This is a genomic window from Sunxiuqinia rutila (assembly GCF_050589705.1).
Classification (GTDB): Bacteria; Bacteroidota; Bacteroidia; order Bacteroidales; family Prolixibacteraceae; genus Sunxiuqinia; species Sunxiuqinia rutila.
On record NZ_JBNGOT010000013.1, the window covers coordinates 17,015 to 42,000 of the forward strand.

Annotated in this window: 19 protein-coding genes; 12 read left to right on the plus strand and 7 right to left on the minus strand. The window is 44.3% G+C overall.

The window, feature by feature from the left end:
- Nucleotides 1-194: 194 nt before the first annotated feature.
- Nucleotides 195-932, minus strand: coding sequence for a DUF6261 family protein (locus ACRD6K_RS15340; protein ID WP_430973969.1), 738 nt, complete (start codon nucleotides 930-932; stop codon nucleotides 195-197).
- 157 nt (nucleotides 933-1,089) lie between these two features.
- Between ACRD6K_RS15340 and ACRD6K_RS15345 the strand changes: the two genes are divergently transcribed.
- Complete coding sequence (locus ACRD6K_RS15345) at nucleotides 1,090-1,404, plus strand: hypothetical protein (RefSeq protein ID WP_430973970.1); 315 nt, start codon at nucleotides 1,090-1,092, stop codon at nucleotides 1,402-1,404.
- Nucleotides 1,405-1,812: 408 nt separating this feature from the next.
- Here ACRD6K_RS15345 and rocD read toward each other — a convergent pair whose 3' ends face one another.
- Entirely contained in the window at nucleotides 1,813-3,036 is a 1,224-nt protein-coding gene (gene rocD, locus ACRD6K_RS15350) for an ornithine--oxo-acid transaminase (RefSeq protein WP_430973971.1), read from the minus strand.
- A gap of 217 nt (nucleotides 3,037-3,253) precedes the next feature.
- Here rocD and ACRD6K_RS15355 point away from each other — a divergent pair, with 217 nt between their 5' ends.
- A complete protein-coding gene (locus tag ACRD6K_RS15355; protein WP_430973972.1) occupies nucleotides 3,254-5,152 on the plus strand; it encodes a sensor histidine kinase in 1,899 nt (632 codons plus the stop codon).
- A 28-nt stretch (nucleotides 5,153-5,180) separates the two neighbouring features.
- Here the strand turns inward: ACRD6K_RS15355 and ACRD6K_RS15360 are convergent, their stop codons facing one another.
- Entirely contained in the window at nucleotides 5,181-7,241 is a 2,061-nt protein-coding gene (locus ACRD6K_RS15360; protein WP_430973973.1) for a BatA domain-containing protein, read from the minus strand.
- A gap of 250 nt (nucleotides 7,242-7,491) precedes the next feature.
- On the opposite strand from ACRD6K_RS15360, the gene ACRD6K_RS15365 reads away from it, so the two are divergent.
- Nucleotides 7,492-8,379 (plus strand): MerR family transcriptional regulator, encoded by an 888-nt coding sequence (locus ACRD6K_RS15365; RefSeq protein ID WP_430973974.1) that lies wholly within the window; start codon nucleotides 7,492-7,494, stop codon nucleotides 8,377-8,379.
- A gap of 259 nt (nucleotides 8,380-8,638) precedes the next feature.
- Nucleotides 8,639-10,825 carry a KamA family radical SAM protein gene (locus tag ACRD6K_RS15370; RefSeq protein ID WP_430973975.1) on the plus strand — a complete coding sequence of 729 codons (2,187 nt, stop codon included), beginning with the start codon at nucleotides 8,639-8,641 and terminating at the stop codon, nucleotides 10,823-10,825.
- 12 nt (nucleotides 10,826-10,837) lie between these two features.
- Here the strand turns inward: ACRD6K_RS15370 and ACRD6K_RS15375 are convergent, their stop codons facing one another.
- Nucleotides 10,838-11,353, minus strand: coding sequence for an FMN-binding protein (locus tag ACRD6K_RS15375; RefSeq protein WP_430973976.1), 516 nt, complete (start codon nucleotides 11,351-11,353; stop codon nucleotides 10,838-10,840).
- 199 nt (nucleotides 11,354-11,552) lie between these two features.
- Here ACRD6K_RS15375 and ACRD6K_RS15380 point away from each other — a divergent pair, with 199 nt between their 5' ends.
- The 3 genes from ACRD6K_RS15380 (at nucleotide 11,553) to ACRD6K_RS15390 (ending at nucleotide 16,564) form a co-directional block, all read left to right on the plus strand.
- The gene (locus tag ACRD6K_RS15380; RefSeq protein WP_430973977.1) at nucleotides 11,553-12,623 is read left to right on the plus strand and encodes a LacI family DNA-binding transcriptional regulator; all 1,071 of its coding nucleotides are present in this window, start codon (nucleotides 11,553-11,555) and stop codon (nucleotides 12,621-12,623) included.
- Nucleotides 12,624-12,801: 178 nt separating this feature from the next.
- Nucleotides 12,802-14,748 carry a glucosamine-6-phosphate deaminase gene (nagB, locus tag ACRD6K_RS15385; protein ID WP_430973978.1) on the plus strand — a complete coding sequence of 649 codons (1,947 nt, stop codon included), beginning with the start codon at nucleotides 12,802-12,804 and terminating at the stop codon, nucleotides 14,746-14,748.
- A 175-nt stretch (nucleotides 14,749-14,923) separates the two neighbouring features.
- The gene (locus tag ACRD6K_RS15390) at nucleotides 14,924-16,564 is read left to right on the plus strand and encodes an alkaline phosphatase family protein (RefSeq protein ID WP_430973979.1); all 1,641 of its coding nucleotides are present in this window, start codon (nucleotides 14,924-14,926) and stop codon (nucleotides 16,562-16,564) included.
- Between the two features lie 20 nt (nucleotides 16,565-16,584).
- Here the strand turns inward: ACRD6K_RS15390 and ACRD6K_RS15395 are convergent, their stop codons facing one another.
- The gene (locus ACRD6K_RS15395; RefSeq protein ID WP_430973980.1) at nucleotides 16,585-17,196 is read right to left on the minus strand and encodes a hypothetical protein; all 612 of its coding nucleotides are present in this window, start codon (nucleotides 17,194-17,196) and stop codon (nucleotides 16,585-16,587) included.
- 127 nt (nucleotides 17,197-17,323) lie between these two features.
- Between ACRD6K_RS15395 and ACRD6K_RS15400 the strand changes: the two genes are divergently transcribed.
- Both ACRD6K_RS15400 and ACRD6K_RS15405 read left to right on the plus strand, forming a co-directional pair.
- Nucleotides 17,324-18,523, plus strand: a complete 1,200-nt coding sequence (locus tag ACRD6K_RS15400; protein WP_299576082.1) for an anaerobic sulfatase maturase — start codon at nucleotides 17,324-17,326, stop codon at nucleotides 18,521-18,523.
- A gap of 84 nt (nucleotides 18,524-18,607) precedes the next feature.
- Complete coding sequence (locus tag ACRD6K_RS15405) at nucleotides 18,608-19,018, plus strand: secondary thiamine-phosphate synthase enzyme YjbQ (RefSeq protein ID WP_430973981.1); 411 nt, start codon at nucleotides 18,608-18,610, stop codon at nucleotides 19,016-19,018.
- Between the two features lie 71 nt (nucleotides 19,019-19,089).
- Here ACRD6K_RS15405 and ACRD6K_RS15410 read toward each other — a convergent pair whose 3' ends face one another.
- Together ACRD6K_RS15410 and ACRD6K_RS15415 are read right to left on the minus strand one after the other, a co-directional pair.
- The gene (locus ACRD6K_RS15410; protein ID WP_430973982.1) at nucleotides 19,090-20,406 is read right to left on the minus strand and encodes an alpha-L-fucosidase; all 1,317 of its coding nucleotides are present in this window, start codon (nucleotides 20,404-20,406) and stop codon (nucleotides 19,090-19,092) included.
- Nucleotides 20,407-20,601: 195 nt separating this feature from the next.
- Nucleotides 20,602-22,002 (minus strand): sulfatase-like hydrolase/transferase, encoded by a 1,401-nt coding sequence (locus ACRD6K_RS15415; RefSeq protein ID WP_430973983.1) that lies wholly within the window; start codon nucleotides 22,000-22,002, stop codon nucleotides 20,602-20,604.
- A 339-nt stretch (nucleotides 22,003-22,341) separates the two neighbouring features.
- On the opposite strand from ACRD6K_RS15415, the gene folE reads away from it, so the two are divergent.
- The 3 genes from folE to hutI all read left to right on the plus strand — a co-directional run bounded on the left by folE (nucleotide 22,342) and on the right by hutI (nucleotide 24,953).
- Nucleotides 22,342-23,010, plus strand: a complete 669-nt coding sequence (gene folE, locus ACRD6K_RS15420) for a GTP cyclohydrolase I FolE (protein WP_430973984.1) — start codon at nucleotides 22,342-22,344, stop codon at nucleotides 23,008-23,010.
- 145 nt (nucleotides 23,011-23,155) lie between these two features.
- Nucleotides 23,156-23,506: a T9SS type A sorting domain-containing protein gene (locus ACRD6K_RS15425; protein ID WP_299576092.1), complete on the plus strand. Its 351-nt coding sequence runs from the start codon at nucleotides 23,156-23,158 to the stop codon at nucleotides 23,504-23,506.
- A 196-nt stretch (nucleotides 23,507-23,702) separates the two neighbouring features.
- Nucleotides 23,703-24,953 (plus strand): imidazolonepropionase, encoded by a 1,251-nt coding sequence (gene hutI, locus ACRD6K_RS15430; protein WP_430973985.1) that lies wholly within the window; start codon nucleotides 23,703-23,705, stop codon nucleotides 24,951-24,953.
- Nucleotides 24,954-24,986 lie beyond the last annotated feature (33 nt).

The following is a 24,986-nucleotide window of genomic DNA, read 5'->3' on the forward strand; positions in this document are numbered from 1 at the left end:
CTTTTTGAAAAGCATTGGGCAGGGCCTTGTTTCTTTTTTGTTGAAACAAGGCCCTGTTCTTTTGGCAATGTCCCTGCGGTGTGAGGCCGAAAAAAACCTGCAGAAGGTAAAATCCTGCAGGTAAAACAAAAAGAAAATCAACTAAACTCAATAATTCTCCTAAACAGATTGTCTTTTCCCAAACATCAAATTATTTAAACCTCTTTCATTTTTTCTTTGGCATCCTTACGGCCACTGCGGGCAGCCAGTAGGGTTTTGTATGCTTTTATAACCACATTGAGTTCTTTTACCAGGTTTTGGGCTTCGGGCGTGGCCACATTCAAAATGATGGCGGCATTCAAGGTATCTACCAGTTCCTGGTAAATCGGATCAACGGTTAGGCGGATGCCCCGCACATCGCCCTCCTTACGATCGGCCAGCTCACTCACCCGTTCCTGGGTAATGGCCTGAAACTGGTCATTTTCATTTTTTAATGCCGTCACCCATGACTGAATGCCCAGGCGGTTCAGGTGTTCCTCGTTGACCGGTAACAGCAAATCGCTCACCAGGTTGGTAAGGGCCGAAGTTTCTTCCTTATAGGCCATTTGCCGAATGTTGCCGTACAAGTCGATCACCCGCATCAGCACCTTGGCACTTTCCGATTCTTCGGCAACCGGGCTTAGCAGGGTCGATTCCACTCGTCCACGCAGCGCACTCCAAATCTGGTCGCGCCGGACATCGCTTTCGCCAAGCGTTTCGGTTTTCAAGCTGCCTTGCTCCACCCGCAAAGCCTCATCTTCTAGGGTCAGGGCCTCTTTAAACCGGGGATACACGTTATTCAGAGGAAGTAATTCGGTAGGAACAACGGTGACCAGCTGATCCACTTCGGTCATAAATTGAAAGTGCTCATTGTTGCGCAGATTATGTGGGGTGAAGGGAATAATTTTAGTCATTGTCGGAGAGTTTTAAATTAACTACTTGCAATTCTTATGCAAATTAGAGGATTGAAAAACGAAAGTCAATACCAAAACTATGTTCATCAACATATTTTTCGAGGAGGCTGATGATTTTGCATCTGGTCCCCGAAAAATAAAATGAAGACTGAAGCTCATGGCAAAGGCTCCCGGTAAGCCATGCGAACAAGCATGGCCTGTGGAAGGAATCCGCAGTTACGGAAAGCTTCCCCATGGCGTGGGCAACCAATCCGCAGTTACGGAAACCTTGCCCATGGCATGGGCGGACAATCCGCAAAGCCGGAAATCGTGCCCATGGCATGGGCGGAGAATCCGCAAAAGTGGAGCAGCTGCGCAGGGTATGGGCCTGATTTTTCGGGAAGCGGGAGGGCGTATTCAGGGCGATGAAGGTCAAATCCACACGGTTGGAGAGTGGGGGGATGGCTTAGATCATGCATTCCGGCGGTGTTGAGGTATGTTTTTAGGGATTGGAGGTAATTCGCTGGAAAACAATTGCGTTGAGCGTTTGTTTTTTTAGCATCATAAAAATAGTTGGATTGATCTTTCAGATTGATTTAAAGTGTAATTTTACTTCCGGAATAAATGGGTAATCCACTTGTTCGTTTATTTCAATATGAACCTTTTAAAAGGAAAAATTATGGCAAAATCACACGATGCTAAGAAAAGCGAGAAGAAAGAACCTCTCAAAACAGCTAAAGAAAAGAAAGCCGAGAAGAGAGAAAAGAAAGCAAAGCGCTAAGTCGTTTTGATGTAAATAACATTAAACCCGGAGCCAGCCTTTAAAAAAGGTTGGCTCATTTTTTTTATAAAAAAAAGGGAAGCACCCAGCTTCCCCTTCAACATGAATACATGTTGTACACTAAAAACCAAACTCGTCAAATGTTTTTTTGATCCGCTCAATGGCTTCCGTCATCTGCGCTTCATTAATAATTAACGGCGGTGTAAAGCGGATGATGTGCTCGTGGGTGGGCTTGGCCAAAATCCCGTTTTCTTTCATGGCCAGGCACACATCCCAGGCGGTTTTGCCTTTGAGGGGCTTAATGGCAATGGCATTTAATAAGCCTTTTCCGCGCACGGTTTCAATCATTTCAGAAGGAATAGCGCGCATGGACTCGCGAAAAATCTCGCCCATTTTGGTGGCATTCTCCGCCAGCTTTTCTTCCTGAATAACATCCAAAGCCGCCATGGCTACCTTGCCTGCAATGGGGTTGCCGCCGTAGGTCGACCCATGTTCGCCGGGTTTAATGGTCAGCATAATTTCATCATCGGCCAGCACACACGACACCGGAAACATGCCTCCGGAAATGGCTTTGCCCAGAATTAAAATGTCGGGGCGCACATTTTCGTGGTCGCAGGCCAGCATTTTGCCGGTACGGGCCAGGCCGGTTTGTACCTCGTCGGCCACAAAAAGAACCTGGTACTTTTTACACAGCTCGGAGGCATTCTTCAGGAAACCATCCTGAGGAACATAAACCCCGGCTTCGGCCTGAATGGGCTCCACTAAAAAGCCGGCCACATTGGGATCTTGCAAAGCTTGCTCCAGGGCCTGCAGGTCGTTGTAGGGGATGTTAACAAAGCCCGGAGTGTAAGGACCGTAGTCGTTGTAGGCATCCGGGTCGGATGACATGGAAACGATGGTGATGGTGCGTCCGTGGAAATTGCCGTTGCAAACCACAATTTTGGCTTCATTACGCGGAATGCCCTTGACCTTGTAAGCCCATTTGCGCACCAGTTTCAGCGCGGTTTCGTCGGCTTCGGCTCCGGAGTTCATCGGTAGCATTTTGTCGTAACCAAGCAGCTTGCACATGTATTCTTCCCATTCGCCCAACACATTGTTGTAGAAAGCACGCGAGGTGAGGGCGAGGGTTTCGGCTTGCTGGCACAGGGCTGCTACAATTTTAGGATGGCAGTGTCCCTGGTTAACGGCCGAGTAGGCAGCCAGAAAGTCCATGTAGCGGTTGCCTTCCACATCCCATACGTAAATGCCTTCGCCACGCTCCAGAACAGCCGGTAGCGGATGGTAGTTGTGTGCTCCAAATCGTGCTTCACGATCGATGAAAAATTGTGCTGATTGAGTTTTCATAACGACTAAGAGTTAATGCATTTATTTTTTAACAGATTTACGGATTATCCTTTGAACCACAAAGCGTTTTAACCTGTTAGAGAAAACCTGTCGGTATGACAAAACTATTTCCGAATTACATATTTTTTACTTTTGCCTGCTTGCTGCTATGATTTCAAAGATTCTATTCGGTTTTGTTTTATATTTGCATTCGATTCAGTGTAACCTGCTGTCCGTCATGAATAAAAAAGTAATTCCTTTTCTGCTTTTTATTGTTTTTTCGCTCCCTGTTTTTAGCCAGTATGCACCTATCGATTCCTTGAAAGCTGCTCTTGCTGATAAAAAGGCGAACCGGCTTGAGCTGCTTTTAGAAATTGGCGATCAGTACCTGGATTCGATCCGCTACCATGATTTTGTGGTTTCGTGTTTGCAGGAGGCTTTCGATGAGGCCGTAAGCCAGCAAAACGACTCGGTACAGGTGGTTGCCTGCAACTGGCTGGGACTTGCTTGTTTCAATGTGGGCAACTATGAGCAGGCTACCAATCATTTTTACCAGGGGCTGAAGTTATTGGAACAGGTTCCCAATGAGGTGTTGCAGGCAAAAGTGCTGAATAATCTGGGGATGATTTTTAATGAGCTGGAAGATTACGAGCGTTCGCTGGAGTTTTACCAGGAGTCGTTCCGGATAGACAGTTTGGCTAACAATTCCGTCGGGTTACTGAGCTCCTACATCAACCTGGGGATTAGCTATCAGAACCTGAAGCAGTTTGACCGTGCGCGCGATAATTATGAGATGGCCTATCAACTGGCCAGGAACCAGCAAGACCGTTTGGCGATGATTCATGTGTTGAATAATCAGGGAACGCTGGAATACGATTTGGAAAACTACCCCAAGAGTTTGGCCTATTATCAAAAGGCTTTGGATTTGTATCATGAAGCCAGAGATAAGGAAGGAATTGCTTTTGTTAAAAGCAATATGGGACTGGTTTATATTGAACTGGAAGATTTTGAAAGGGCCAAAGCCGCGCTTGATGAATCGTTGACAATTGCCCGCAAATTGGACCTTTACAGTTTAAGTGCCGAAATTTTGGGTTATTTGTCAAATTATTACGAAAAAACTGGCGATTACAAGCAGGCTTTTGAGTATTATCACCAGTACAACCAGGTGTACGACAGCCTGCTTATTGAGAAGCAAAATAAAATGATTCAGAAGCTGGCAGGGCAATACCAGTTTGAAAAGAAGCAACGCGAAATTCTGGAGTTGAAACAGCTTACTCATGAACAGGAGGTGTTGTTGAACGATACCCGGAACCGGGAGGGCTATCTGTATGTGATTATATTTCTGGTGGTCATTTTTTTGGCTGTTTTATTTTTACTCCTGAAGAAGGAAAGACAGCTGGCCCGCGAGTTGCAGGAAAAAACCAGGGAGCTTAAAAAACTGAATGTTTCCAAAGACCGTTTTTTCTCCATCATTGCCCATGACTTGAAAAATCCGTTCAATGCCTTGGTGAGTTACACCAACCTGCTGCGCTTCAACTTCGAGTCGTTTAGCAAGGAGGATTTAAGTCAGATCATCAACGACATGAATGATGCGTCGGAACAAGGCTTTGCTCTGCTGGAAAACCTGTTGTACTGGACGCGTTCGCAAACCAACCGGATAAAGGTGTATAAAACCTTCTTTAAGCTGAAGCTGATTGTGGATGATGTGGTAAGTCTGGCCAACCCAAATCTGGCTGCCAAATCGCAAACGGTTAACGTTGAGATTGAGAATGACCTGCAGGTTTTTGCCGATAAGGATATGATTGCTACCGTACTTCGTAACCTGGTTTTCAACTCCATCAAGTTTTCCTATCCCAACACCGAAATCCGGATCGAAGGCCGGAAAGTGGGTAACAGCATTCAGGTTTCGGTAATTGATCAGGGTGTAGGTATTGATGCCGATAAACAGCAGAAGTTTTTCAACTACGAAGAAAATACCACCACAGTCGGAACTGCCGGAGAAACCGGTAGTGGCTTGGGGCTAATCATCTGTCGTGAGTTTATTGAAAAAAACAATGGGCTTATCTGGGTGGAGAGCGAAGCCGGAAAGGGGGCAACCTTCCGGTTTACCATTCCTTATGTTGAACCTAAAAAGTAGGGCAAAACAATTTATCTTGATTTTTATGTTATTTCCACAACCTGGCAATCAGTGTTTCGGCGGCCAGAAAAAGCAATGTTAACACTAAAAAGTACTGCCACAATTCAACGCCTTTGTTCGTTTCCTGGATTGCTGTCTCAAAACTCGATTCCTTTTCGTCAATCACCTGCATGAAATTTAAATTGCTTGCTTGCAGCTTATTGGTTAGTTCTTCTGCAGGGATTGTGGGGGATAAGGATTCTTGCCGGTTGTAATTAAAAGCCAGCGTTTGCGTGTTTTCAGGGCTAAGCGTTAATCGGTAAAAACCCGCTTGCCGGATGATGTTGTGCAGGTCGATTCGAACTTGATTGGCGTAGTTGTTTAAAACTGAAAGCTGAACGGGCTTATCCTCATGGAATGGGCTGATGGCTATTTTTTTGGCAATCGGTGCAGACCCGTTTTGCGGGATGGTTAAAACCATGTTGTTGCTAATTTCATGCTGAATTTCCTGCGGGGTGAAACTGTTGAGCGCCATATTATAAAGCAAAGGAACAAAAAGAGCTTGTTGGGCAAAGTCTGTTACGGTTTCGTCCAGCGGAAAACTAAAGTTCAGCAAACTTCCTAAGCCCACCGGGAAACCGGATAAAGCAGCTTGCTTATTGTTGAACCCGATGACTTGGGTTTGTTGGCTCTGGCTCGACCGGGAAAACCGGTAGCTGTAATTGACCTTAGGGAGATCGAGGTTCGATTCTTCATGAAGAAACACCTGCTGCAACAGGGGATGGTTGTAGTTTAGTGCTTCCATGCGCAGGGCTGCCGAATCCGCTTGCTCAATCAGGTCGGTTTTTAGCTGACGGTACAAGGCATTGTAAGAATTGATGTTGGCATTGATCCCCGGAAAAATGGCCAGAGAGCCGCCCCGTTTGACAAATTGATCCAATGCATTGATCAAGCCGGAGCTCATCTCCTTGAGGTTAAGCAGGAAAATGCATTGGTATTCGGGAAATTGACTGAGCTGGATTTGTTTGGAACCCGTTTGTTCAAAGTCAATGTTTTCATCATTAAGAAACAGGGCTTTCAACTTGTTTATAGCCGGGTCTTCTTGTTGGTAAATCGCCAGTACCTTATTCTTAGCCCGAACGTCATAGCTAAAAAAGAACTGGTTGTCATACACCACCGGGTAATCGTCCAGCTCCACCAGCCCACGATGCGTGCCAGCCCGGTTGTTTTTATAGCGAAGTTCAAGATTTTGACTGGTTTCCGGGGCAATGCTTATGTTGCTGATTGCTTTTATAGTGTCGTTAATTTTTAAACGAACCGGCAAGTTCTGGTAGCTTTGCCCGGATTGGTTCTGAATACGAACCCAAAGCGCCTCTTCCCGGTTTTTCTGACGTCCGGGAGTTTCAAACCAGCAACTGTCGATAAGCAGGTTGTTGGTGCTTGTGGTGCTGGGAAGTGGAATAAGGATGGTGCTACGATTGGTATCGTTCTCCATTTCCGATAAATCGCTTGTGTATTCCTGAAAGTCGGAGATTAGATAAATGACTTCTTCTGCCTTTAGCTTTTGTTTGTCCAGGTGGTTGATCAGCAGTTTTTGAGCTTTTGACAGGGGAAGCGACTCGGGGCTTTCGCTGATGGCTCCCAGTTGACTGATCAGTTGGGCTTGGGTAAGCAATTGCTGCTGGCTTGGCAAATTTTGGTTGGTCAGCAGCAGAAAATTGGTTCCGGGGCCATAGCTGTTTGCAATGCTCAAGGCTTTGGATTTGGCCTGCTCCAGCAGCATGCCGCTGGCCGTTTCCCGTTTCATGCTGAATGAGTTGTCCACATAAATGGCTATCAACTGGCGGGCTTTATGGCGTTCCTGCTGGTTGACGGGGAAATAGGGCTGTGCAAATACAAAAACCAAGGCAATAACCGCCATTACCCGGCATATTAAAATGAGCAATTGTTTCAGGTTGTTTTTTTTCCTGGTTTCTTCCTTGATGGTTTTCAGAAAATTAACTTGGCTGAAGTAAACGGTTTTGTAGCGTTTGAAATGAAGAAAGTGGATAAGTATGGGAATACTTATAAAAAGCAATGCCGGTAAAAATTCAGGATAGATAAACCTCATTTCATACTACTTAGGATTGAAGATCAAAAATAGTGGAATTGTTTAATCCCGAAAATTATTTCAGACTTCTGTTTTCCACCTTTTAAATCCTATTTTTGTGTTTATTGTTTTTGCGCGATGTTTAAACAAAAGACCCCTAGCCTTGTTAGATGTATTAATTTTGCTAGTTATTTCAAGAGCTAGTCATTCGATGATTCTCTCGCTTTTCAAAGCGATTGTTTGAGCATTTTATATTTAAATCAGTTGGTCCATGAACTATTATACGATAAAGGATTTGGAAACGCTTTCCGGTATTAAGGCACATACCATCCGGATTTGGGAAAAGCGTTATGGCTTGCTCGACCCCCAACGATCCACAACAAATATCCGGTATTACAGCGATAATGAATTGAGAAAGTTGTTGAATGTGTCGATGCTGGTCAAGCACGGATACAAGATTTCCAAAGTTTCCGTATTTGAAGAAGAACAGATTCAGGAAGAGGTGCTGAAACTGAATGAAAAATCCCTGTCTTCGAAGGGAGTGATTGATCAGCTGATTGTGCATATGGTGAACTTTGATCATCAGAAATTTGAAGAAGTGTTGGAGCAGGAAATTGCAGCGCTTGGCTTCGAGGACACTTTTATGACCATTGTTTTTCCCTTGTTTGAAAAGATTGGCATTTATTGGCAAATCGGCTCAATTTTTCCGGCACAAGAACACTTTGTTTCCAACATCACCCGACATTTATTGGTTCGCGCTTGCTCTAAATACACCAATTACGACGCCACGGCTTCCGTTTTATTTTATTTGCGGGAAGGTGAAATGCATGAACTGAGCCTCCTGTTTTACCAGTACTTAGCACTTAAAGCCGGGTACAGAACGGTTTATTTGGGGCAGAATGTGCCACTTGACGATTTACTTAAACTGGAAGGGCTGCAGAAGATTGACCGTGTGTTTACAGCTTTGATCAATGGCATGGAATCGGAAGAACTGGAAGCTTATGTGCAGCGAATGAGTCAGGTTTTTAAACGCAAGAAAGTATTTCTTACCGGTGCCCAGGTGGCACAAATCAAAGGCAAACTGCCATCAAACTTCAAGGTGATATCTGACGTAAGGGCCTTTAAAAAATACTTTGGCTCTTTTGGAAACAACGATTGAGTGATACCACTGGTTTAAAATAGTCATTTGTAAAAGTCCGGTTAAAAATGGATTCGGACTTTTGGAGTGGGTGCCCCAGGTTGTTCTCCCGTGTTTCGAGCTGATTTGTACTTCGTTTTTCTTGATAAAAAGTCCCGGATTTTGTAACTTAAAGACAGTCGTTTCTTGCTTTTAAGTGCTCATGAATGCGGTGGTTTTTCTGCTGTTTTGGTTTTTGTAAATCCGGGCGAATTGCCATCAAAAGAAAAGGGAGGTTGTCATGTCAATCGTTCATCAGTTGGATCAAATCGCGATCAATGTTAAATCACATCGATTATTAAACCGGTTACTGAAAGAGAATCCGATACTCGAAGAGCTTATGCGAAATTCGCGCAATGAAACGGAAGCATTGATTGGAGTTCGTAATTGGGTCATGGAAGAACTGCGGCAAAAACCGAAAGCTTTTCAGTTTTACCGTCAGGGCGGGGAGGCTGTTTCTACTGATCAGTTGGATTGGCCGGATTTGGCAGCAATTCGAATTCTGGACTATATCGATTATGCCGGGCACGAATATGAGGACCTGAACTTGCATGGTGAGGTGGCCGTTAGTAATCCGATAAAAATGATCTGGCTGGCGGTAAATTATGGTACGGGTGGGGCGAAACCTTTCTTCTTTGAAGATATGCTGGAGCTTTTTCGCCAGTACCGAGGAGAACGCGAGCGCCAAATCCCGTCCCGAAAGCAGGTTGAAGCGTGGATGGAACGGTTTCCTTCGGGGCTGGACCCCCGGATTGTGAAGCTACGGGAAGAAAACCGGGATCGCATAATTAGGGTCATTATAAAACAAGTGGAAAAGGGGCTGGTAAAAAGTGATCAGTTCAAATTTCAGGCGGGCCTGTCTGATGAGCAGAAATACTTGCAGGTGCTGGACTGGTGGAGCGATCCTCGTTTTCATTTGAAGTTTGCCGTTCGCACCCCTGAGTTGCTCAACGAAATGCTTGGCTATTCGCTTGACCCGGATACCATGAAAGTACTTTATGATGCTTATCAGGCGGGTATTCCCTTCTTTGTCAATCCTTATTACCTGTCCTTGCTTCATGTTCGTGTGCCGTATTTTGCAATTGGTGCTGACTTGGCAATTCGCGACTACATTGTTTATTCCAGACAGCTTGTTGACGAGTTTGGGAACATTTCGGCCTGGGAAAAAGAAGATGTTGTTCGACCGGGAAAACCCAATGCTGCAGGCTGGCTGCTACCCTCTTACCACAATGTGCATCGACGCTACCCGGAAGTAGCTATTTTAATTCCGGATACGGCCGGCCGGACGTGTGGTGGTTTATGTGCTTCGTGCCAGCGGATGTTCGATTTTCAGAATGGGAACCTCTATTTTGATCAGGAGAAGTTGAGGCCCGGCGAAAAATGGGATGAAAAGCTGGAGCGATTAATGTCCTACTTTGAAAACGATTCGCAGTTGCGCGATATTCTGATTACGGGAGGCGATGCGCTGATGAGCTCAGATCAGGCGCTGGAGCAGCTTTTTGATTCGGTGTATGCCATGGCCAAGCGGAAGCGGGAAGCCAACCGAAAACGGAAGGACGGGGAGAAGTACGCCGAAATTGTGCGGGTGCGGCTGGGCACTCGTTTACCAATCTACTTACCTCAGCGAATTACTTCAAAACTTGTTGCTATTCTGGCCGAGTTTAAGCGTAAGGCATCTGCAGTTGGCGTGCAGCAATTTGTTATTCAGTCGCATTTTGAATCACCTATGGAAGTTACTCCGGAGGCCAATGAAAGTATTCAGAAGCTCTTGTCTGCCGGCTGGACCATTACCAATCAGCTGGTATTTACAACGGCTGCATCCCGTCGCGGACATGCCTCCAAATTACGACAGGTATTAAACGCTATTGGTGTGCTTTCTTATTACACTTTTACCGTGAAAGGCTACATGGAAAACAACCATAGTTTTGCGGTGAATGCACGTTCTGTTCAGGAGCAAAAAGAAGAAAAGGTTATTGGTCAGATTCCGGAAAAATATTACGATACGATTCGGAATTTACCTATGGATGCCGAAAATATGGTGGATAAAATCAGCCAATTGCAGGAGCAGGCCAACCTTCCTTTTTTAGCGACAGACCGGAATGTACTCAACCTTCCGGGAGTGGGCAAGAGTATGACTTTCCGGGTGATTGGAATAACCCGCTATGGGCGTCGAATTCTGCAATTTGAACACGATTCAACGCGAAAGCATAGTCCCATAATTCATAAAATGGGGAAGGTGATTATTATCGAGTCCAAATCAATCAAAGAATACCTTGACCAGCTGGAGGGGATGGGCGAAATGGTGAGCGAATACGAAGGCTTGTACGGGTATTCCATTGGCGAAACTGAAATGCGCATGCCAATTTATGAATACCCGGCTTATGATTTTAGGCCTACCGAAGAAATGACCAACCTGGAGCTGGGATGATGATTAAGTTTTTTAGTGGGTGGCGATGGCGTAAGCTACAGCCAATTTAAACCGATAGAGCGAATAGCTGGCACCGCTTACGGCATCCAGTTCCTGCAGGTTTTGTTGTTCCATCAAGGCATTCTCATAAATGGGATAAGCAATGGCTGGTGTTGTGCCCGAGGTGCTCATCTTTTCACCATACTGCTCATCGGCTTCCTTGGCATGTCCATCTGCATGAATTTCATCGTAATCAAGCTGGCCGAGTTTCCCGTTTTTTACTTCGAACCGAATTACGTGCCGATAGCCAAAATCATCAGCCGGTGTTTCTCCGTGGTAGGTGCCATCCGGTAAATTTAGCTTTGAAGCCGGCAGACCGGTTGCCTGCATTGTTTTGAAGTATTCTGTTTCCAACTGGGCAACGGGCGAGTGCTCGATGAAAGCATGCAACTGTTCTAGTTGTTTGATTACCTGATGCTGATTGCTGTCCTGTGCGGTGGTGCTGGCCATGAGTGAAAACACGACGAGAATGAAAAGGCTCTTTTTCATGAGAATAGGTATTGGTTTTTCAGAAAGACAAGCGAAGGCCACTTTTACCCTTAATCCGGAGATTGCATCTGGGTTTCTTATCCTTTCCTGCGGTTTGAAATGATGGCTGAAGTTGTAAGTTGTTTCGTTTTTGTGTGCGCAAACATTATCTTTATGAAAGTAGAATGAACTTTAGAATAAATCATTGGTTGGACGAAATATGACGGAGTATAAAAACATAAGAATCAAGGATATTGCTCAAATGGCCGGGGTTTCGGTGGCAACAGTCGATCGCGTGTTGCATAAAAGAGGTAAAATTTCGGAAAAAGCCTTTCAGAAAGTGATGGAAGCCTTGGAGAAAACCGGCTATAAACCCAATTTAATGGCCAGTACCCTTGGTGCAAAAAGGAAATATAAAATTGCCGCTTTGGTTCCCAACCCGCTACAGGATGATTACTGGAACCAGTCGGCTTCCGGAATTTTGAATGCTATTTCGGAATGGGAGCAATACAATGTACAGATTGAAACATTTTACTTTAACCTGTACGACCGGACTTCCTTTATTGCCATGTCAAGAAAGGTGCTGAGCCAGCGGCCTGACGGAGTTTTGCTGGCACCAATCTTTCATCAGGAGGCCAACGAGTTTTTTGACGAACTGAAAGCCAGTTCAATTCCCTATGTGCTTTTCAATACCAATATTCCCAATGCCACTCCGATCAGTTTTATTGGACAGGATTTGTATCAGAGCGGTCGGGTAGGGGCCGAAATGTTGCATACAAAATTGTCCGAACCCGGCAACATTGCTGTTCTTCATGTTTATGAAGCCATCCAGAATGGGGTTCATTTAAGTGAGAAAGAAAAAGGATTTCGGGATTTTTTCAGGGATAACCGGCTGGATGATTTTACGATCCTGAGCTATGAGTTTGAAAACACCCATGAGTCTGAGTTTAGTCGCGAACTGATGACCATCATCACCCGTGACAAGCTAAAAGGAATTTTTGTGTCCACTTCGAAAGGAGCTTATTTAACGGCCTCAGTTATTGATCAGGCCGGAATCAAAGGCATAGCCTTGGTTGGCTACGATTTGTTGAAGAACAATATTCACTATGTGTATGATCGGGTGATTAATTATTTGATCAACCAGAACCCCCGGAAGCAGGCTTTTTTAGGAATCAGTTACTTAGTTAACTATTTGTTGTTTCGAAAAGTACCTCCGGCTAATGTCTTATTTCCCCTTGAAGTGATTTCTCGGGAGAATATAAAATCGTACCTGAACTCAGGCTTGAATTAAGCGTTGATATGGCTCTGGAAATCGTATTTTGATGAGAACATTACTTGTGCATTAAACGTTATGTGTGCGTACACACTTTGAGTGATGATGATGGAGCAGTCGGTGGAAATAACCGGGCCTTTAGGCGCCAAAGTACCGCTTCACGTAATTACAGATGATTACTTAAATAATGAATCCAATGAATAAAACATTTAACTACATCGAGAAGACAGTTGAAAAACTGCCTGTTCAAGTCGTTGACAATCCACAAGAAGGCGCGCTTCTTATCGCCAAAAGGATTGCGGAGCTGATTAAAAAGAAACAAGCAAGCGGCCAAAAGGCTGTGCTTGGTTTGGCAACAGGTTCATCTCCGGTTCAGATTTACCGGGAGTTGGTTCGTATGCACAAGGAAGAAGGTTTAAGCTTCAAAAACGTAATCACGTTTAACCTGGATGAATACTACCCGATGGATCCGAAAAGTGAAAAAAGCTACGTTCACTTTATGCACCAGCACTTGTTCAACCATATCGATATTCAACCGGAAAATATTCACATCCCTGATGGAAGCTTACCGCTTGATCGGGTTGGCGAATTTTGTGCGGACTACGAAGCTCAGATTGTGGCTTCAGGCGGTATCGATATTCAGTTGCTCGGAATTGGTCGTTCAGGCCACATTGGATTCAATGAACCGGGCTCAACAGCCAATTCAACCACACGCCTGGTAAAACTGGACAGTGTGACCATTGCTGATGCGGTTAAGGATTTTGGAAACGAGGAGGCGGTGCCACACCGTGCCATTACAATGGGAGTGGATACGATTTTGGGCGCTCGCGAAATTATTTTAGCCGGTTGGGGAAAACTGAAGTCCCCGGTTTTGAAAGCGATGATTGAAGGGCCTGTTACAAGCAGCTTGCCTGCTTCGTTTTTACAATTGCACTCTAAGGTTTCGGTTTACCTCGATGAGCCGGCTACGGCTGAGTTTACCCGTACAAAAGCACCGTGGTTGGTTGGTGTTTGCGAGTGGACACCCAAAATGGTTAAACGAGCTGTAATCTGGCTAAGTCAGAAAACTGAAAAGCCGATTTTGAAACTTACCGATGATGATTATAAAAAAGAAGGACTTCGTGACCTGTTGGCTCAGTACGGCGGAGCTTATGATTTGAATATTAAAATATTTGGAGAAATACGGGATACCATTACCGGCTGGCCGGGAGGTAAACCGGGAGCAACAGAAAAAACGCGTCCGGAACGCCCGGAGCCTGCCGTGAAACGATCCCTGATTTTTAGTCCACACCCGGATGATGATGTGATTTCAATGGGTGGAACGTTGCTGCGCTTGGTTGATCAGAAACACGATGTGCATGTGGCCTATCAAACTTCCGGAAACATTGCGGTATTTGATGATGATGCCATTCGCTTTTCGCAATTCACCATTGATTTACTGGAAAGCCAGGAAGTGAAAAATGAAAAGCTTATCGAGGCACACAAAGGCCTGATTGAATTTTTGAAAAACAAAAAGCCGGGTGAAATCGATATTCCTTTTGTGAAGCAGGTGAAAGGCTTGATTCGAAAAGGAGAAGCCGAAGCTGGCTGCCGGTTCTGCGGGGTAAAAGATACCAATGTTCACTTCTTGAACTTGCCGTTTTATGAAACCGGACAAGTGGAGAAAGGCCCCATTGGCGAAGCCGATGTGAAGTTGGTAGTTGACCTGCTGCGTCAGGTGAAACCACACCAGATATTTGCTGCCGGAGACCTTCAGGATCCGCATGGCACGCACGAAGTGTGTTTGCAAATTATCTTTAAAGCCATTCGTCAAATTCGGGCTGAAGGAGATGCCTGGCTGGATGATTGCTACCTGTGGTTGTATCGTGGTGCCTGGCAGGAATGGGATGTAGAAGATATTGAAATGGCCGTTCCCATCAGTCCTTCAGAATTGCTGAGAAAGCGAAAAGCAATTTTTAAACACCAGTCGCAAAAAGATTTTCCGGTGTTTCCGGGCGAGGATAAGCGCGAATTCTGGCAACGGGCTGAAGACCGTAACCAGGAAACGGCTAAAGTTTATGACCAATTGGGCTTAGCGGAGTACGAGGCTATCGAAGCTTTTGTGCGTTATCCGTTTGATGATGAGGAGTCTTTTCTGAAGTAAATTCAAGTTAACTCGCTTGTATAAAACAGGCCGGGCATGCACCTGATTACAGTAGGCGCATTCCCGGCCTGTTGCATGTACACTCCTCAATTCACTTAAAGAGTTTCGAGGGGTGTAAGTTAGCGCCTTCATTTCTTTTTTATATTTTTGAGTCGCTTTAAAAAATAGAATGACCATGCTGAATCGTTTTCAAACACTCCTGTATAGTTTACTCCTTTTATTCGTTTTTCCGGCTTTTTCACAGCAAGTTCCGCCTTCTCCGTCCAACCAAACACGCCTGGTTGTGGTGGTTAATGTGGAGCAGATGCGTACCGATTATATCAGTCGGTATTGGAGTCATTTTCAGCAGGGAGGATTTCGCCGGCTGATGTTGGATGGAGCGGTTTGTTCAAATGCTGCCATGGAATTGCACATTCAGAAAAACACAACCGGAGTGCCTACACTTTTTACCGGAGTTTATCCCGATCGGCATGGAATTGTAAATGATTCCTGGTATGACCGTTTGCGCCAAAAGGAAATCGATGCCTTGGAAGATGATTATTATATCACCGTTGGAAGTGACTCCCGCGAAGGGCAGTTGTCGGCAGCAAACTTGCTTAGCCCAACAATTGGCGATGTGCTGAAAGTCAGCACCAACAAAGCGTCCAAGGTTTTTTCGGTAGCTCTTAATTCGAACAGCGCGGTGTTTTCGGCCGGGCATGCGGCAGATGGTGCTTATTGGATGGATGAACTGACCGGAAACATGATTAGCAGTTCGTATTATGTTGATCAGTTTCCGGATTGGGTGCGTCAGTTCAACGATAAAAAATTTGCTGATTTCTACATTGAGCGTGACTGGAGCCTGCTTTTGCCTTCAAGCAGCTATACCGAAAGTTTGGCGGACGATTACTTGTTGGAGCCGGGCTACTATGGAAAATGGAATACGTTTCCGTACAATATGAGTAAGCTGAAAAAACAGGCAGGGAGTTATAAGATTCTTAAAACAACCCCTTTTGGAAATATGATGGTTAAGGATTTTGCGCTTGCACTGATTGAATCCGAGCAACTGGGGATGGATAGCACGCCCGATCTGCTGGCTGTCAATTTTTCCTCCATGGATTACGAACAAGGTGCTTTTAGCCCCAGTTCGGTGGAAATGCAGGATTTGTATCTTCGACTTGATCGCAACATTGAACACCTGTTGAATTTTCTGGATCAAAAAGTTGGTCGGGATAAATATGTGATGGTGCTTACTTCGGCCTGTGCCTCCAGCTATCCGGTAAACTATCTGAAAGAAGAATTTAATATGCCTGTTGGTTTTGTAGCACCGGAAAGCATGGTTGCCTTGTTGAAGTCCTTTCTCAACATTAGCTATGGGCAAGGCGATTGGGTGGAATTTGTGAGTGATCAGCAAATCTACCTGAACCGTGATTTGATAGAGAAAAGGGATTTGAATTTGGCCGATATGCAGGCAAAAGCGGCTTCCTTCATTAATCAATTTGAAGGGGTAAAACTGGCTTTGCCCGCGGTGGATTTTGAGCAGGGCGATTATGTGAAAAGCCAATTGGCCCGTATTTCCAGCTCATTTAACTTCAAGCGCTCGGGCGATGTGCTTTTTGCCCTTGAAGAAGGCTGGCAGCCGGAGTTTAAATACAAACGCACAATCTACAACGACAACAGTCGTATTCCAATGATCTGGTTTGGACAGGGAATTAAGCGTGGCTCAACCCTGCGGCGAGTTGATGCGGTGGACCTGGTGCCCACGCTTCTGCATTTGTTGGGCTACGAAATTCCATCGCACTGCATCGGCCAGATTGTGAATGAGGTGGTTGATTAGTACTTCGTCAAGCCTTGGCGTTAGTAGCGTGTGGAATAATAAAAACCTAGAGTTATTGTGAGCGTTTGACGCTTCAGATCGTACCAAATGTAATGATTCGGATCGAAGTTTTCTCCTAGTTCGAAATCCCATAGCCATTGCTTATTGTGAAAACCGTGGAAGCCCGCTTTAATAACCCAGAAATTGTTTCGTTGAATGCGATGGCGGTAGCCAATTCCAGCTTCGTAAAGAAGTCCTTTGTCCTGGCTTTTGTGATTAAACCGAAGCCCATACCCAACTTCAGCATAAACCAGTGGTGTATTGGCACCTTTACTTAAGTAGCCTTGCCCATTCACCAACAGGGGGAAGGTTAACATGCCCGGAGATTCATAATTGAGAACACCCGCCGTAAGCCCGGAAGAGAAATGGAAGCCCGAAAACCAATTGGCCGATACTTTAAGTCCGTAGGAAGAGGGCGAGAAATTAGCGACATCATACCTATGGGTTGAACTGAGGCTTGTACCATGCCCATAAAAGCCTTCAACACCATAAAAAAATCCTTGGTTGCGAATAAGTCTGCTTTGTGCCTTTGCTGTTGTTGTAGAAACAGCCATTAGCGTAATAACTGTCAGCGTTTGTAAAAGGGTTTTCATTGCAGTGAAACTGAAAAAAGTTAATGAAATGGAAAGATATGTAAAATTATTCAAGACTCAGAGAAATTTACAGAAGTGTGATTGTTTTTGTAAGTTTGTGACTTTCGATTTTTGATAAGGAATAGAAATGGCAAAGAAATTTAAACCGCTTAATTCAGTTTTAATTAAACCTTCAGGACCCGATTGCAATTTGAATTGTTCGTATTGCTTTTACCTGGAAAAGTCTGAATTATTTGCTCAGAATAAAACGCACCGCATGAGTCCGCAGGTGCAGGAAGAAACTATCCGGCAGGTGATGCAGCAGTCGGGTGAGAATGTTTCACTGGCATGGCAGGGAGGAGAACCCACCTTGATGGGACTGGAATTTTATGAACGGGCAATTGAACTGGAAAAAAAATACGGACACGGCCAGATGGTGGGTAATGGTTTGCAAACCAATGGGCTTTTACTGAACCGGGATTGGGCTAAATTTCTGAAAAAATACGATTGGCTGGTTGGATTATCTTTGGATGGGCCTCAGTTCATTCATGATCATTACCGGTTTGATGTGGCAGGAAAAGGTACTCATCAACGGGTGGAAGATCGTGCTAAAATGTTGCTTGACGAAGGCGTTTCGGTTAATGCGATGTGCTGTGTAACCAGTCATTCGGTGAAGTATCCGGAAGAATTGTACAACTATTACAAGGAGATGGGACTGACCTTTATGCAGTTTATTCCTGTAGTTGAAACCGATAAAAATGACCCGACCAAGGCTGCTGACTTTTCCGTATCGGCTGAGGCTTATGGGCATTTTTTGAATAAATTGTTTGACCTGTGGTTGGCTGACTTTAAAGATGGTCAACCCACCACCTCGATCCGTCACTTTGAGTCGGTTTTTTACACCTATGTTGGTCTGGAGGCTCCGGAATGTACGATGATGAAAGAATGCGGCCCCTATGTGGTTGTTGAACACAACGGCAACGTATATAGCTGTGACTTTTTTGTAGAGCCCAAATGGAAACTGGGAAATGTGATGCATGACCGGATTATAAACATGCTGAACTCGAAAAAGCAAACGGTTTTTGGAATGGCCAAGACTCAGCTTCCGCGGGAGTGCAAGCAGTGCAGCTGGCTTACCAAATGCTATGGTGGTTGTACTAAGGATCGGATAAAAGATCCGCGCGATCAACGCAAACCACGCTTTTGTACGGCCTATAAGTTGTTTTTTAATCATGCTGATCCAACCTTGTCGGACATGGCTGTGCAGTGGCAGCAAAATCAGCATGATATGCAACAAAGCCAGCAAAGTGGGGGTGTTTACAATGCTTTTGATGATTTTATGAAGTAAGCTAAACGCTTGATGGCGGACTTCAAACTGGCAAGAGGCCTTTACGCTTGAACCTGTTTCGACGAATGCTGTTATTCATCCTGTATGATTCAACAAAAAGAAATACGATTACCGGAATTTAGGAGAGGATTTCATCTGATTACTGATTTGATAAGCCGGGAACTGCCGGATTTGCCCGAGAAAGGTTTGCTTCATATTTTGATTAAACACACCTCAGCGGGTTTAACCATCAATGAAAATGCTGATCCTTCGGTGCGGACGGACTTCGAATCCTTCATCAACAAGCTGGTTCCCGAAAACCATCCTGTTTATACGCATACCTACGAAGGAGCTGATGATATGCCGGCCCATCTGAAATCATCGATTTTAGGTGCAGAAATAACTGTTCCAATCACTCATGGACGGCTCAATCTGGGAACCTGGCAGGGCATTTACCTGGGAGAATACCGCGATTATGGTGGCTCCCGAAAACTGGTACTGACCATCTATAGTTAAAACCTTCGAAGCAAAAAGAAGCTGACCACTTGGAGTGATCAGCTTCTTTTTTGTATTGAAAGTGGCTTTCTTTAGATCTCAACTTTGAGGATGGTGTCCACCTCATTTCGTTTGTCTGCTGGTAATTGCAGAATAACCCCATTGGCTGTTTTCTTGAATTTTACTTTGGTGTCATCATCAAAGAAACGGATGGATTTAATCTTTTGATCAAAGGAGGGGAGTTCCAGCGTTTCTTCTTCCAAATTCAGAATATGAACATAGACGGTGTTACCTTTTTGGGTTGTTGCGCCCCATTTGCTCGGACTGATTGGTCCTTTGCGTGTTCCATAAATTGACTCCCCGTATTGTTCCATCCATTGGCCCATAATCATCAGGGTATCGATGTTTTCGGGTTGAATTTCGCCGTTGGGCATAGGGCCGGTATTCAGCAAAAAGTTAGCGCCATAACCCGCAGCTTTTACCATGGTTTGAATAAGTTGTTTGCTTGATTTGTAGTTGGTGTCGGTAAGGTTGAATCCCCAACAGCCATTCATGGTTTCGCACATTTCAAGGGGAAGTTCGGAGATTGTTCCGGTTTGATTGAATCCCATGGTGTTTTCTCCCGGAAGGTCGCGCTCAAACATCTGGAAGTCTTCGCCCGGATAAGGTGCTTTATGATGATTGCTGCCAATCAGGGTTCCGGGCTGTAGTTGGTGAATCAAACTGTAGGTTTCCTCCAGATACCAATTGGCATCGGGTTTATCCCACATCCCGTCAAACCAAATTCCACCGACTTCGCCATAGTTGGTTAACAGTTCGGTTAACTGAGCGTTCATGTAGTCCAGATAGTCCTTCCAATTTCCCTCATCGGCTCTTCCGGTATAATCGCCACCGGTGCGGCCGCGTGGGTAATAATCCGGATGACGCCAGTCGAGTTGGGAATAGTAAAAGAATAATTTTACTCCTTGTTTGTCGCATTCTTCCTTTAAGGCTTTCAGGATATCCTTGCCATAAGGCGTTTGATCAACAATGTTGTAATCGCTCACTTTCGAGTCGTACATGGCAAAACCATCATGATGCTTGCTGGTTATGGTAATGTATTTCATACCTGCTTTCTTTACCATCGATACCCATTTGGCCGGGTCAAAGTTGGTGGGATTAAAAAAGGAAGGCAGCTTTTCATACTGAGCAATTGGGATCTGCTTTTGGTTCATTATCCATTCAGCTACTCCCGAATCGCCACCACCGGCCATGATGGAGTATACTCCCCAGTGAATGAAAAGGCCAAACTTGGCATCCAGAAACCATTCTCGGTTTTCCAGGTTTTCGTTGGTGGGCGTATAGCCTTTTTGTGCGTAAGTCATGGTCGACAAAAATACCAGTAACAATAGGTAACTAAGTTTTTTCATTGTTTGTTAGTTTAGATTTGCTGTGCTGTATTGTGCTGTTAAATTTAATGGAAAGTTTTGAAATACAAAGAATCTCATCATTTTCTTTTGTTTAGCAGAATAGCTTGTACAGCAATAGTGAAGTTTCTCCTGAATCCTTTAGCCCAGCGAATGTTGGCCTTTTATAGGTTCTTGAGGCTTTTATCTTTTTTCGATTCATCGAACGGATGTTGAAGGAATCAATTGACTTGAATTGGAGTTCTCGGACCAAGGTATTTTTTCATTTTCCTGAATATACTGATGGATTTCCTGATGTAAATCCTGGTAGTATTTGGAGCTCTCTGAAAGCGGAATCATTTCATGCGGATCAGTAGTTAAATTATACAACCTGAATTTTTCAGAAGGATGATTTTGCATGAGTTTATAAGCTCCACGTCGAGCGGCATAAATTGCTTTACCGTTGAAATCGTCTCCTTTTCGATAAAGCCAGAACAACGTCCGGTTTCCAGGCAAAGGTTCGTCGTTGAAAATGCAGCTTGTTAAGTCTTTTCCATCAAAGTTTTGGTCTGACGGAGTTTCGCAAAGCTGGCTCAAGCTCGGGAAAAGGTCCATGGTTAGGGCCACCTGATGACTTAGACGTCCTTTTTTGATTTGGCTTTTCCAAAACAGACAGGTGGGCACCCGAATGCCGCCTTCGTACAAGTCCTGGTGTCCTCCGCGTAAGGTCCTGTTTGAGGCGCCATGCGCTGTGCTTCCTCCAGTATGCGCGCTAAATACGATGATCGTATTTTTTAGCTGATTTGTTTCGTTCAGTTTCGTGATCACTTTTCCGATACCGTCATCAATCTGTTCGATTAGGGCAATGTAGTTTGCTCTTTCTGAGCTTAATCCATGCTGTCTTTCCCGGACTTGATTTAAATAGTTTTCGACGGGCTGAAGCAAGGTGCCGGGAGCGTTAAAGGACAGGCATAACAGGAAGGGATTGTCCGCATTCTGCTGGCTTTCCACAAAATTTACAGACCAATTGGTAAATAAATCCGTGGCATGTCCTTTCGTTACAATTTCCTTTTTATTGAAGCGCAAGTAGTTTTTGCCCTTGCTGTGGTGGGTAAAATAATCATCAATCTCATCGCCCATATACCCCATGAATAAGTCGAATCCCCGTTCGTTTGGAAGATTTGGCGACTCAAATCCTAAGTCCCATTTTCCAATCAGGGCAGTTGTGTAGCCGGCTTTGCGAAAATGCATGGGCAAAGTCGATTCCGTTTGAAAGTATCCCCAGCTGTTTTCTTGGTTGTCGCGAATCATGCCATGAACTCCAACAGAGGCCGGGTAGCGCCCGGTGAGTAAGGAAGCCTGGGTTGGCGAGCTGGCCGTTGAATTTGCATAAAATTCATTGAAAATAAGTCCATTCATGAAGAGGTCATCAATGTTGGGGGTTCGAATGTCTTTGGCTCCGGTGATTGAAAGGTCTCCATAGCCGAGGTTATCTGCCATGATGATCAGTACATTGGGCTTTTTAGTATTTCTGCCTGTGGCAGGGCTAGCCTGTAAGGTTGTAAACAATAAAGTGATGGTTGTTCCCCAAAAGAACAATTGTTTGATTTGTTGTTTCATTGCTTCGAAAGATAGGATGCGCTATTTCCTATAAAGTTATTAAATACTAACCAGCTATTTATCATTTTACTTATAATTTATTTTTAAGTTTCTGAAATAAGGTGTTTGTCACGCAAACAATCATTATATGCTGCATTTGGGATCGGGAAGAATGGCTGTTTCAATCAGGCGTTATAGCGTTTTTTGTTATTTTGTTTCATTTTTTAGCTAAAAGATTAAACAAACTTAATTTTGTCTTGTTGGTTATTCTTGAAAACATACGGAGAAAAGACAATGAAAGTAAATGGTTTTATAAAAACGAATCACCAGGTGTCTGACTTAAATGGATACAAGAATGGAATGAAAAGTAGTAATTTGGTGGATGCTGATGTGATTGGAGACAACCATATTGCCACTTCTATTTATACTCCCATGCGTCCGGATGCTTTTGATTTGAGCGATGAGCAGAAAATTAGCATCATCGAATCGAAGTTTAGAGACATTATGGATACGCTTGGTCTGGATTTGAATGATGATAGTTTGAACGGAACACCGCATCGGGTGGCCAAAATGTTTGTGCAGGAAATTTTTAAGGGTTTGAATCCGCAAGCCAGTCCAAAAATCTCGGTCTTTGAGAATAAATTTCAATACCAGGAAATGTTGGTTGAAAAGAATATTAACTTGAATTCAACCTGCGAACATCACTTTTTGCCAATTATAGGAAAAGCGCATGTGGCTTATGTTTCAAGTGGAAAGGTTATTGGTTTGTCCAAAATTAACCGGATTGTTGATTATTATGCCCGCCGGCCGCAGGTGCAGGAGCGTTTGACGGTTCAGATTGCCCGTGAGCTAAAGCGGGTACTAAACACGGAAGATGTGGCTGTTGTCATCGATGCTAAGCATATGTGTGTGTCTGTTCGAGGAATTGAAGATGAGAGCAGCTCAACGCTCACGGCTGAGTATGGAGGCGTTTTTAAACAACAAAATCGACGCGAAGAATTTTTAAAATATCTTGCTTTAGGGAAGTAGACCAGATGAATCTCGATTCAGAAAACCTCTCATCGTTTTGGGAGGTTTTTGTGCGTTTGTCAAAAATTGTGCGTTATTTCTTTCGGACTAGATGAAACCTTTTTGGAATAGTTCTTGTCTAAGCAACTATAAACAGGACTGAACTATGAAGGAAATTCTACTTACACTCACATTTTCATTGTTTTTACTATTTAGTGGCGGGCTAAAGGCCCAGGATCTTTCTAAATCTGATAAACTGGACTATCAAATTGATAAAGTTTACCCCAACCCGGCCCGGGAGTTTGTTTTTGTGGAAGTGTTTTCTGATAACTATGGCACGATCCGTTTTGAGCTTATTGATATACTGGGAAATACCGTGAAAAAATGGGATAAAAAAGAGCTTACGCCAGGTACTCAAAAGATACGCTTCGAGCTGCAAAAATTCAGCTCCGGTTTCTACCTTTTGAAAGCCGACAAGCAAGGACAAATTATAATTAAGCGTCTTCGTAAACTTTAGTTTGTACTTGTGGTCACACGTCCTGTTTATATGTCCTGTTTTCAATTGATTTTCTATGAGTTACTCACTTGTTTCGCTATGACGACCTGAACCTTAGGGGCCAATAATTACCATAAAGATTCAGCCTGTATGATTTATGACAGTTTATTTCTCCGACTTCTTTTTTTATCTTGTATAAAAATCCAGAGTAATTGAGATGAAGGTAATTTTGGAAAATATCAAAGAGTTGGTTCAAGTTGAAGAACAGGCTCGAACATGGGTTGCCGGCAAGGAAATGAAGGAGTTGTCGGTATTGAAGGATGCCTTTTTGGTGATCGACGATGATCAGATCGAAACCTATGGTGAGATGAAGGATTTCAGCGAATTGCTTGTTGAAGGAGCAGAAATGGTGATGGAAATCGATTGTGCCGGTAAAATTGTGATGCCTGGCTATTGTGATTCACACACCCATCTGGTTTTTCCCGCCAGTCGCGAACAGGAGTTTGTAGATCGAATTAACGGACTGAGCTATGAGGAAATAGCACGTAGAGGAGGGGGCATTTTGAATTCGGCCAAACGAATGGAGCAAGCTTCCGAAGAAGATTTATTTTTATCAGCCATGTTGCGTTTGGATGAAATTAAGCAGCATGGAACTACCGCTGTGGAAATCAAAAGTGGCTATGGACTTAGTCTGGAGTCAGAACTGAAAATGTTAAGGGTAATCAAACGGTTGAAAGAAAGTAGCCCGCTCATGATTAAGTCCACTTTTCTGGGAGCACATGCTTTGCCGGTCGGTTACCGTAACAATCGGCAAAAATACATTCAATTGATTATAAACGAAATGCTTCCGGCAATTGAAAAGGAAGGTCTGGCAGATTATATGGATGTGTTTTGTGATCAAGGCTTTTTTACGGTGGAAGAAACGGCTCAACTGCTTGAGGCCGGACTTAAATATGATTTACAGCCCAAGATTCACGCCAATGAACTGGGATTAACCGGGGGAGTGCAGGTAGGAGTTCAATATGGAGCGCGCTCAGTTGATCATCTGGAATATATGGAGGAGCCGGAAATTCAGGCGCTGCTGGGCTCCGGAACCATGCCAACTGTTTTACCCGGAGCGGCCTTCTTTTTAAATATGCCCCTCTCGCCGGTTCGGAAAATGATGGACGCCGGATTGCCTGTGGCCCTGGCATCAGACTACAACCCTGGATCGTCACCTTCCGGAAACATGAATTTTATTCAATCTTTAGCTTGCATTAATTACCGGATGACACCGGAAGAGGCTATTAATGCCTGCACCATCAATTCGGCTTATGCCATGGGGGTAGAACATTGCTGTGGAAGTATAGCCAAAGGCAAATTGGCCAACCTGTTCATTACCCGGGAACTTCCGAGTTATTTAGCCATTCCTTATTATTTTGGCACTAACCCGGTGGAAACCGTTATCATTAATGGGGAAATTTATTAAGCTGACACTTCAATCAGATCACCTGATCCTGTA

Coding starts and splice junctions, on each gene's coding strand:
- rocD (WP_430973971.1), bottom strand. CDS start 3,036: ATGAAAACTCAATCAGCACAATTTTTCATCGATCGTGAAGCACGATTT.
- ACRD6K_RS15395 (WP_430973980.1), bottom strand. CDS start 17,196: ATGAAAACCCTTTTACAAACGCTGACAGTTATTACGCTAATGGCTGTT.
- ACRD6K_RS15340 (WP_430973969.1), bottom strand. CDS start 932: ATGACTAAAATTATTCCCTTCACCCCACATAATCTGCGCAACAATGAG.
- nagB (WP_430973978.1), top strand. CDS start 12,802: ATGAATAAAACATTTAACTACATCGAGAAGACAGTTGAAAAACTGCCT.
- ACRD6K_RS15345 (WP_430973970.1), top strand. CDS start 1,090: ATGGCAAAGGCTCCCGGTAAGCCATGCGAACAAGCATGGCCTGTGGAA.
- ACRD6K_RS15425 (WP_299576092.1), top strand. CDS start 23,156: ATGAAGGAAATTCTACTTACACTCACATTTTCATTGTTTTTACTATTT.
- ACRD6K_RS15390 (WP_430973979.1), top strand. CDS start 14,924: ATGCTGAATCGTTTTCAAACACTCCTGTATAGTTTACTCCTTTTATTC.
- ACRD6K_RS15370 (WP_430973975.1), top strand. CDS start 8,639: ATGTCAATCGTTCATCAGTTGGATCAAATCGCGATCAATGTTAAATCA.
- ACRD6K_RS15415 (WP_430973983.1), bottom strand. CDS start 22,002: ATGAAACAACAAATCAAACAATTGTTCTTTTGGGGAACAACCATCACT.
- hutI (WP_430973985.1), top strand. CDS start 23,703: ATGAAGGTAATTTTGGAAAATATCAAAGAGTTGGTTCAAGTTGAAGAA.
- folE (WP_430973984.1), top strand. CDS start 22,342: ATGAAAAGTAGTAATTTGGTGGATGCTGATGTGATTGGAGACAACCAT.
- ACRD6K_RS15405 (WP_430973981.1), top strand. CDS start 18,608: ATGATTCAACAAAAAGAAATACGATTACCGGAATTTAGGAGAGGATTT.
- ACRD6K_RS15365 (WP_430973974.1), top strand. CDS start 7,492: ATGAACTATTATACGATAAAGGATTTGGAAACGCTTTCCGGTATTAAG.
- ACRD6K_RS15360 (WP_430973973.1), bottom strand. CDS start 7,241: ATGAGGTTTATCTATCCTGAATTTTTACCGGCATTGCTTTTTATAAGT.
- ACRD6K_RS15410 (WP_430973982.1), bottom strand. CDS start 20,406: ATGAAAAAACTTAGTTACCTATTGTTACTGGTATTTTTGTCGACCATG.
- ACRD6K_RS15380 (WP_430973977.1), top strand. CDS start 11,553: ATGACGGAGTATAAAAACATAAGAATCAAGGATATTGCTCAAATGGCC.
- ACRD6K_RS15400 (WP_299576082.1), top strand. CDS start 17,324: ATGGCAAAGAAATTTAAACCGCTTAATTCAGTTTTAATTAAACCTTCA.
- ACRD6K_RS15355 (WP_430973972.1), top strand. CDS start 3,254: ATGAATAAAAAAGTAATTCCTTTTCTGCTTTTTATTGTTTTTTCGCTC.
- ACRD6K_RS15375 (WP_430973976.1), bottom strand. CDS start 11,353: ATGAAAAAGAGCCTTTTCATTCTCGTCGTGTTTTCACTCATGGCCAGC.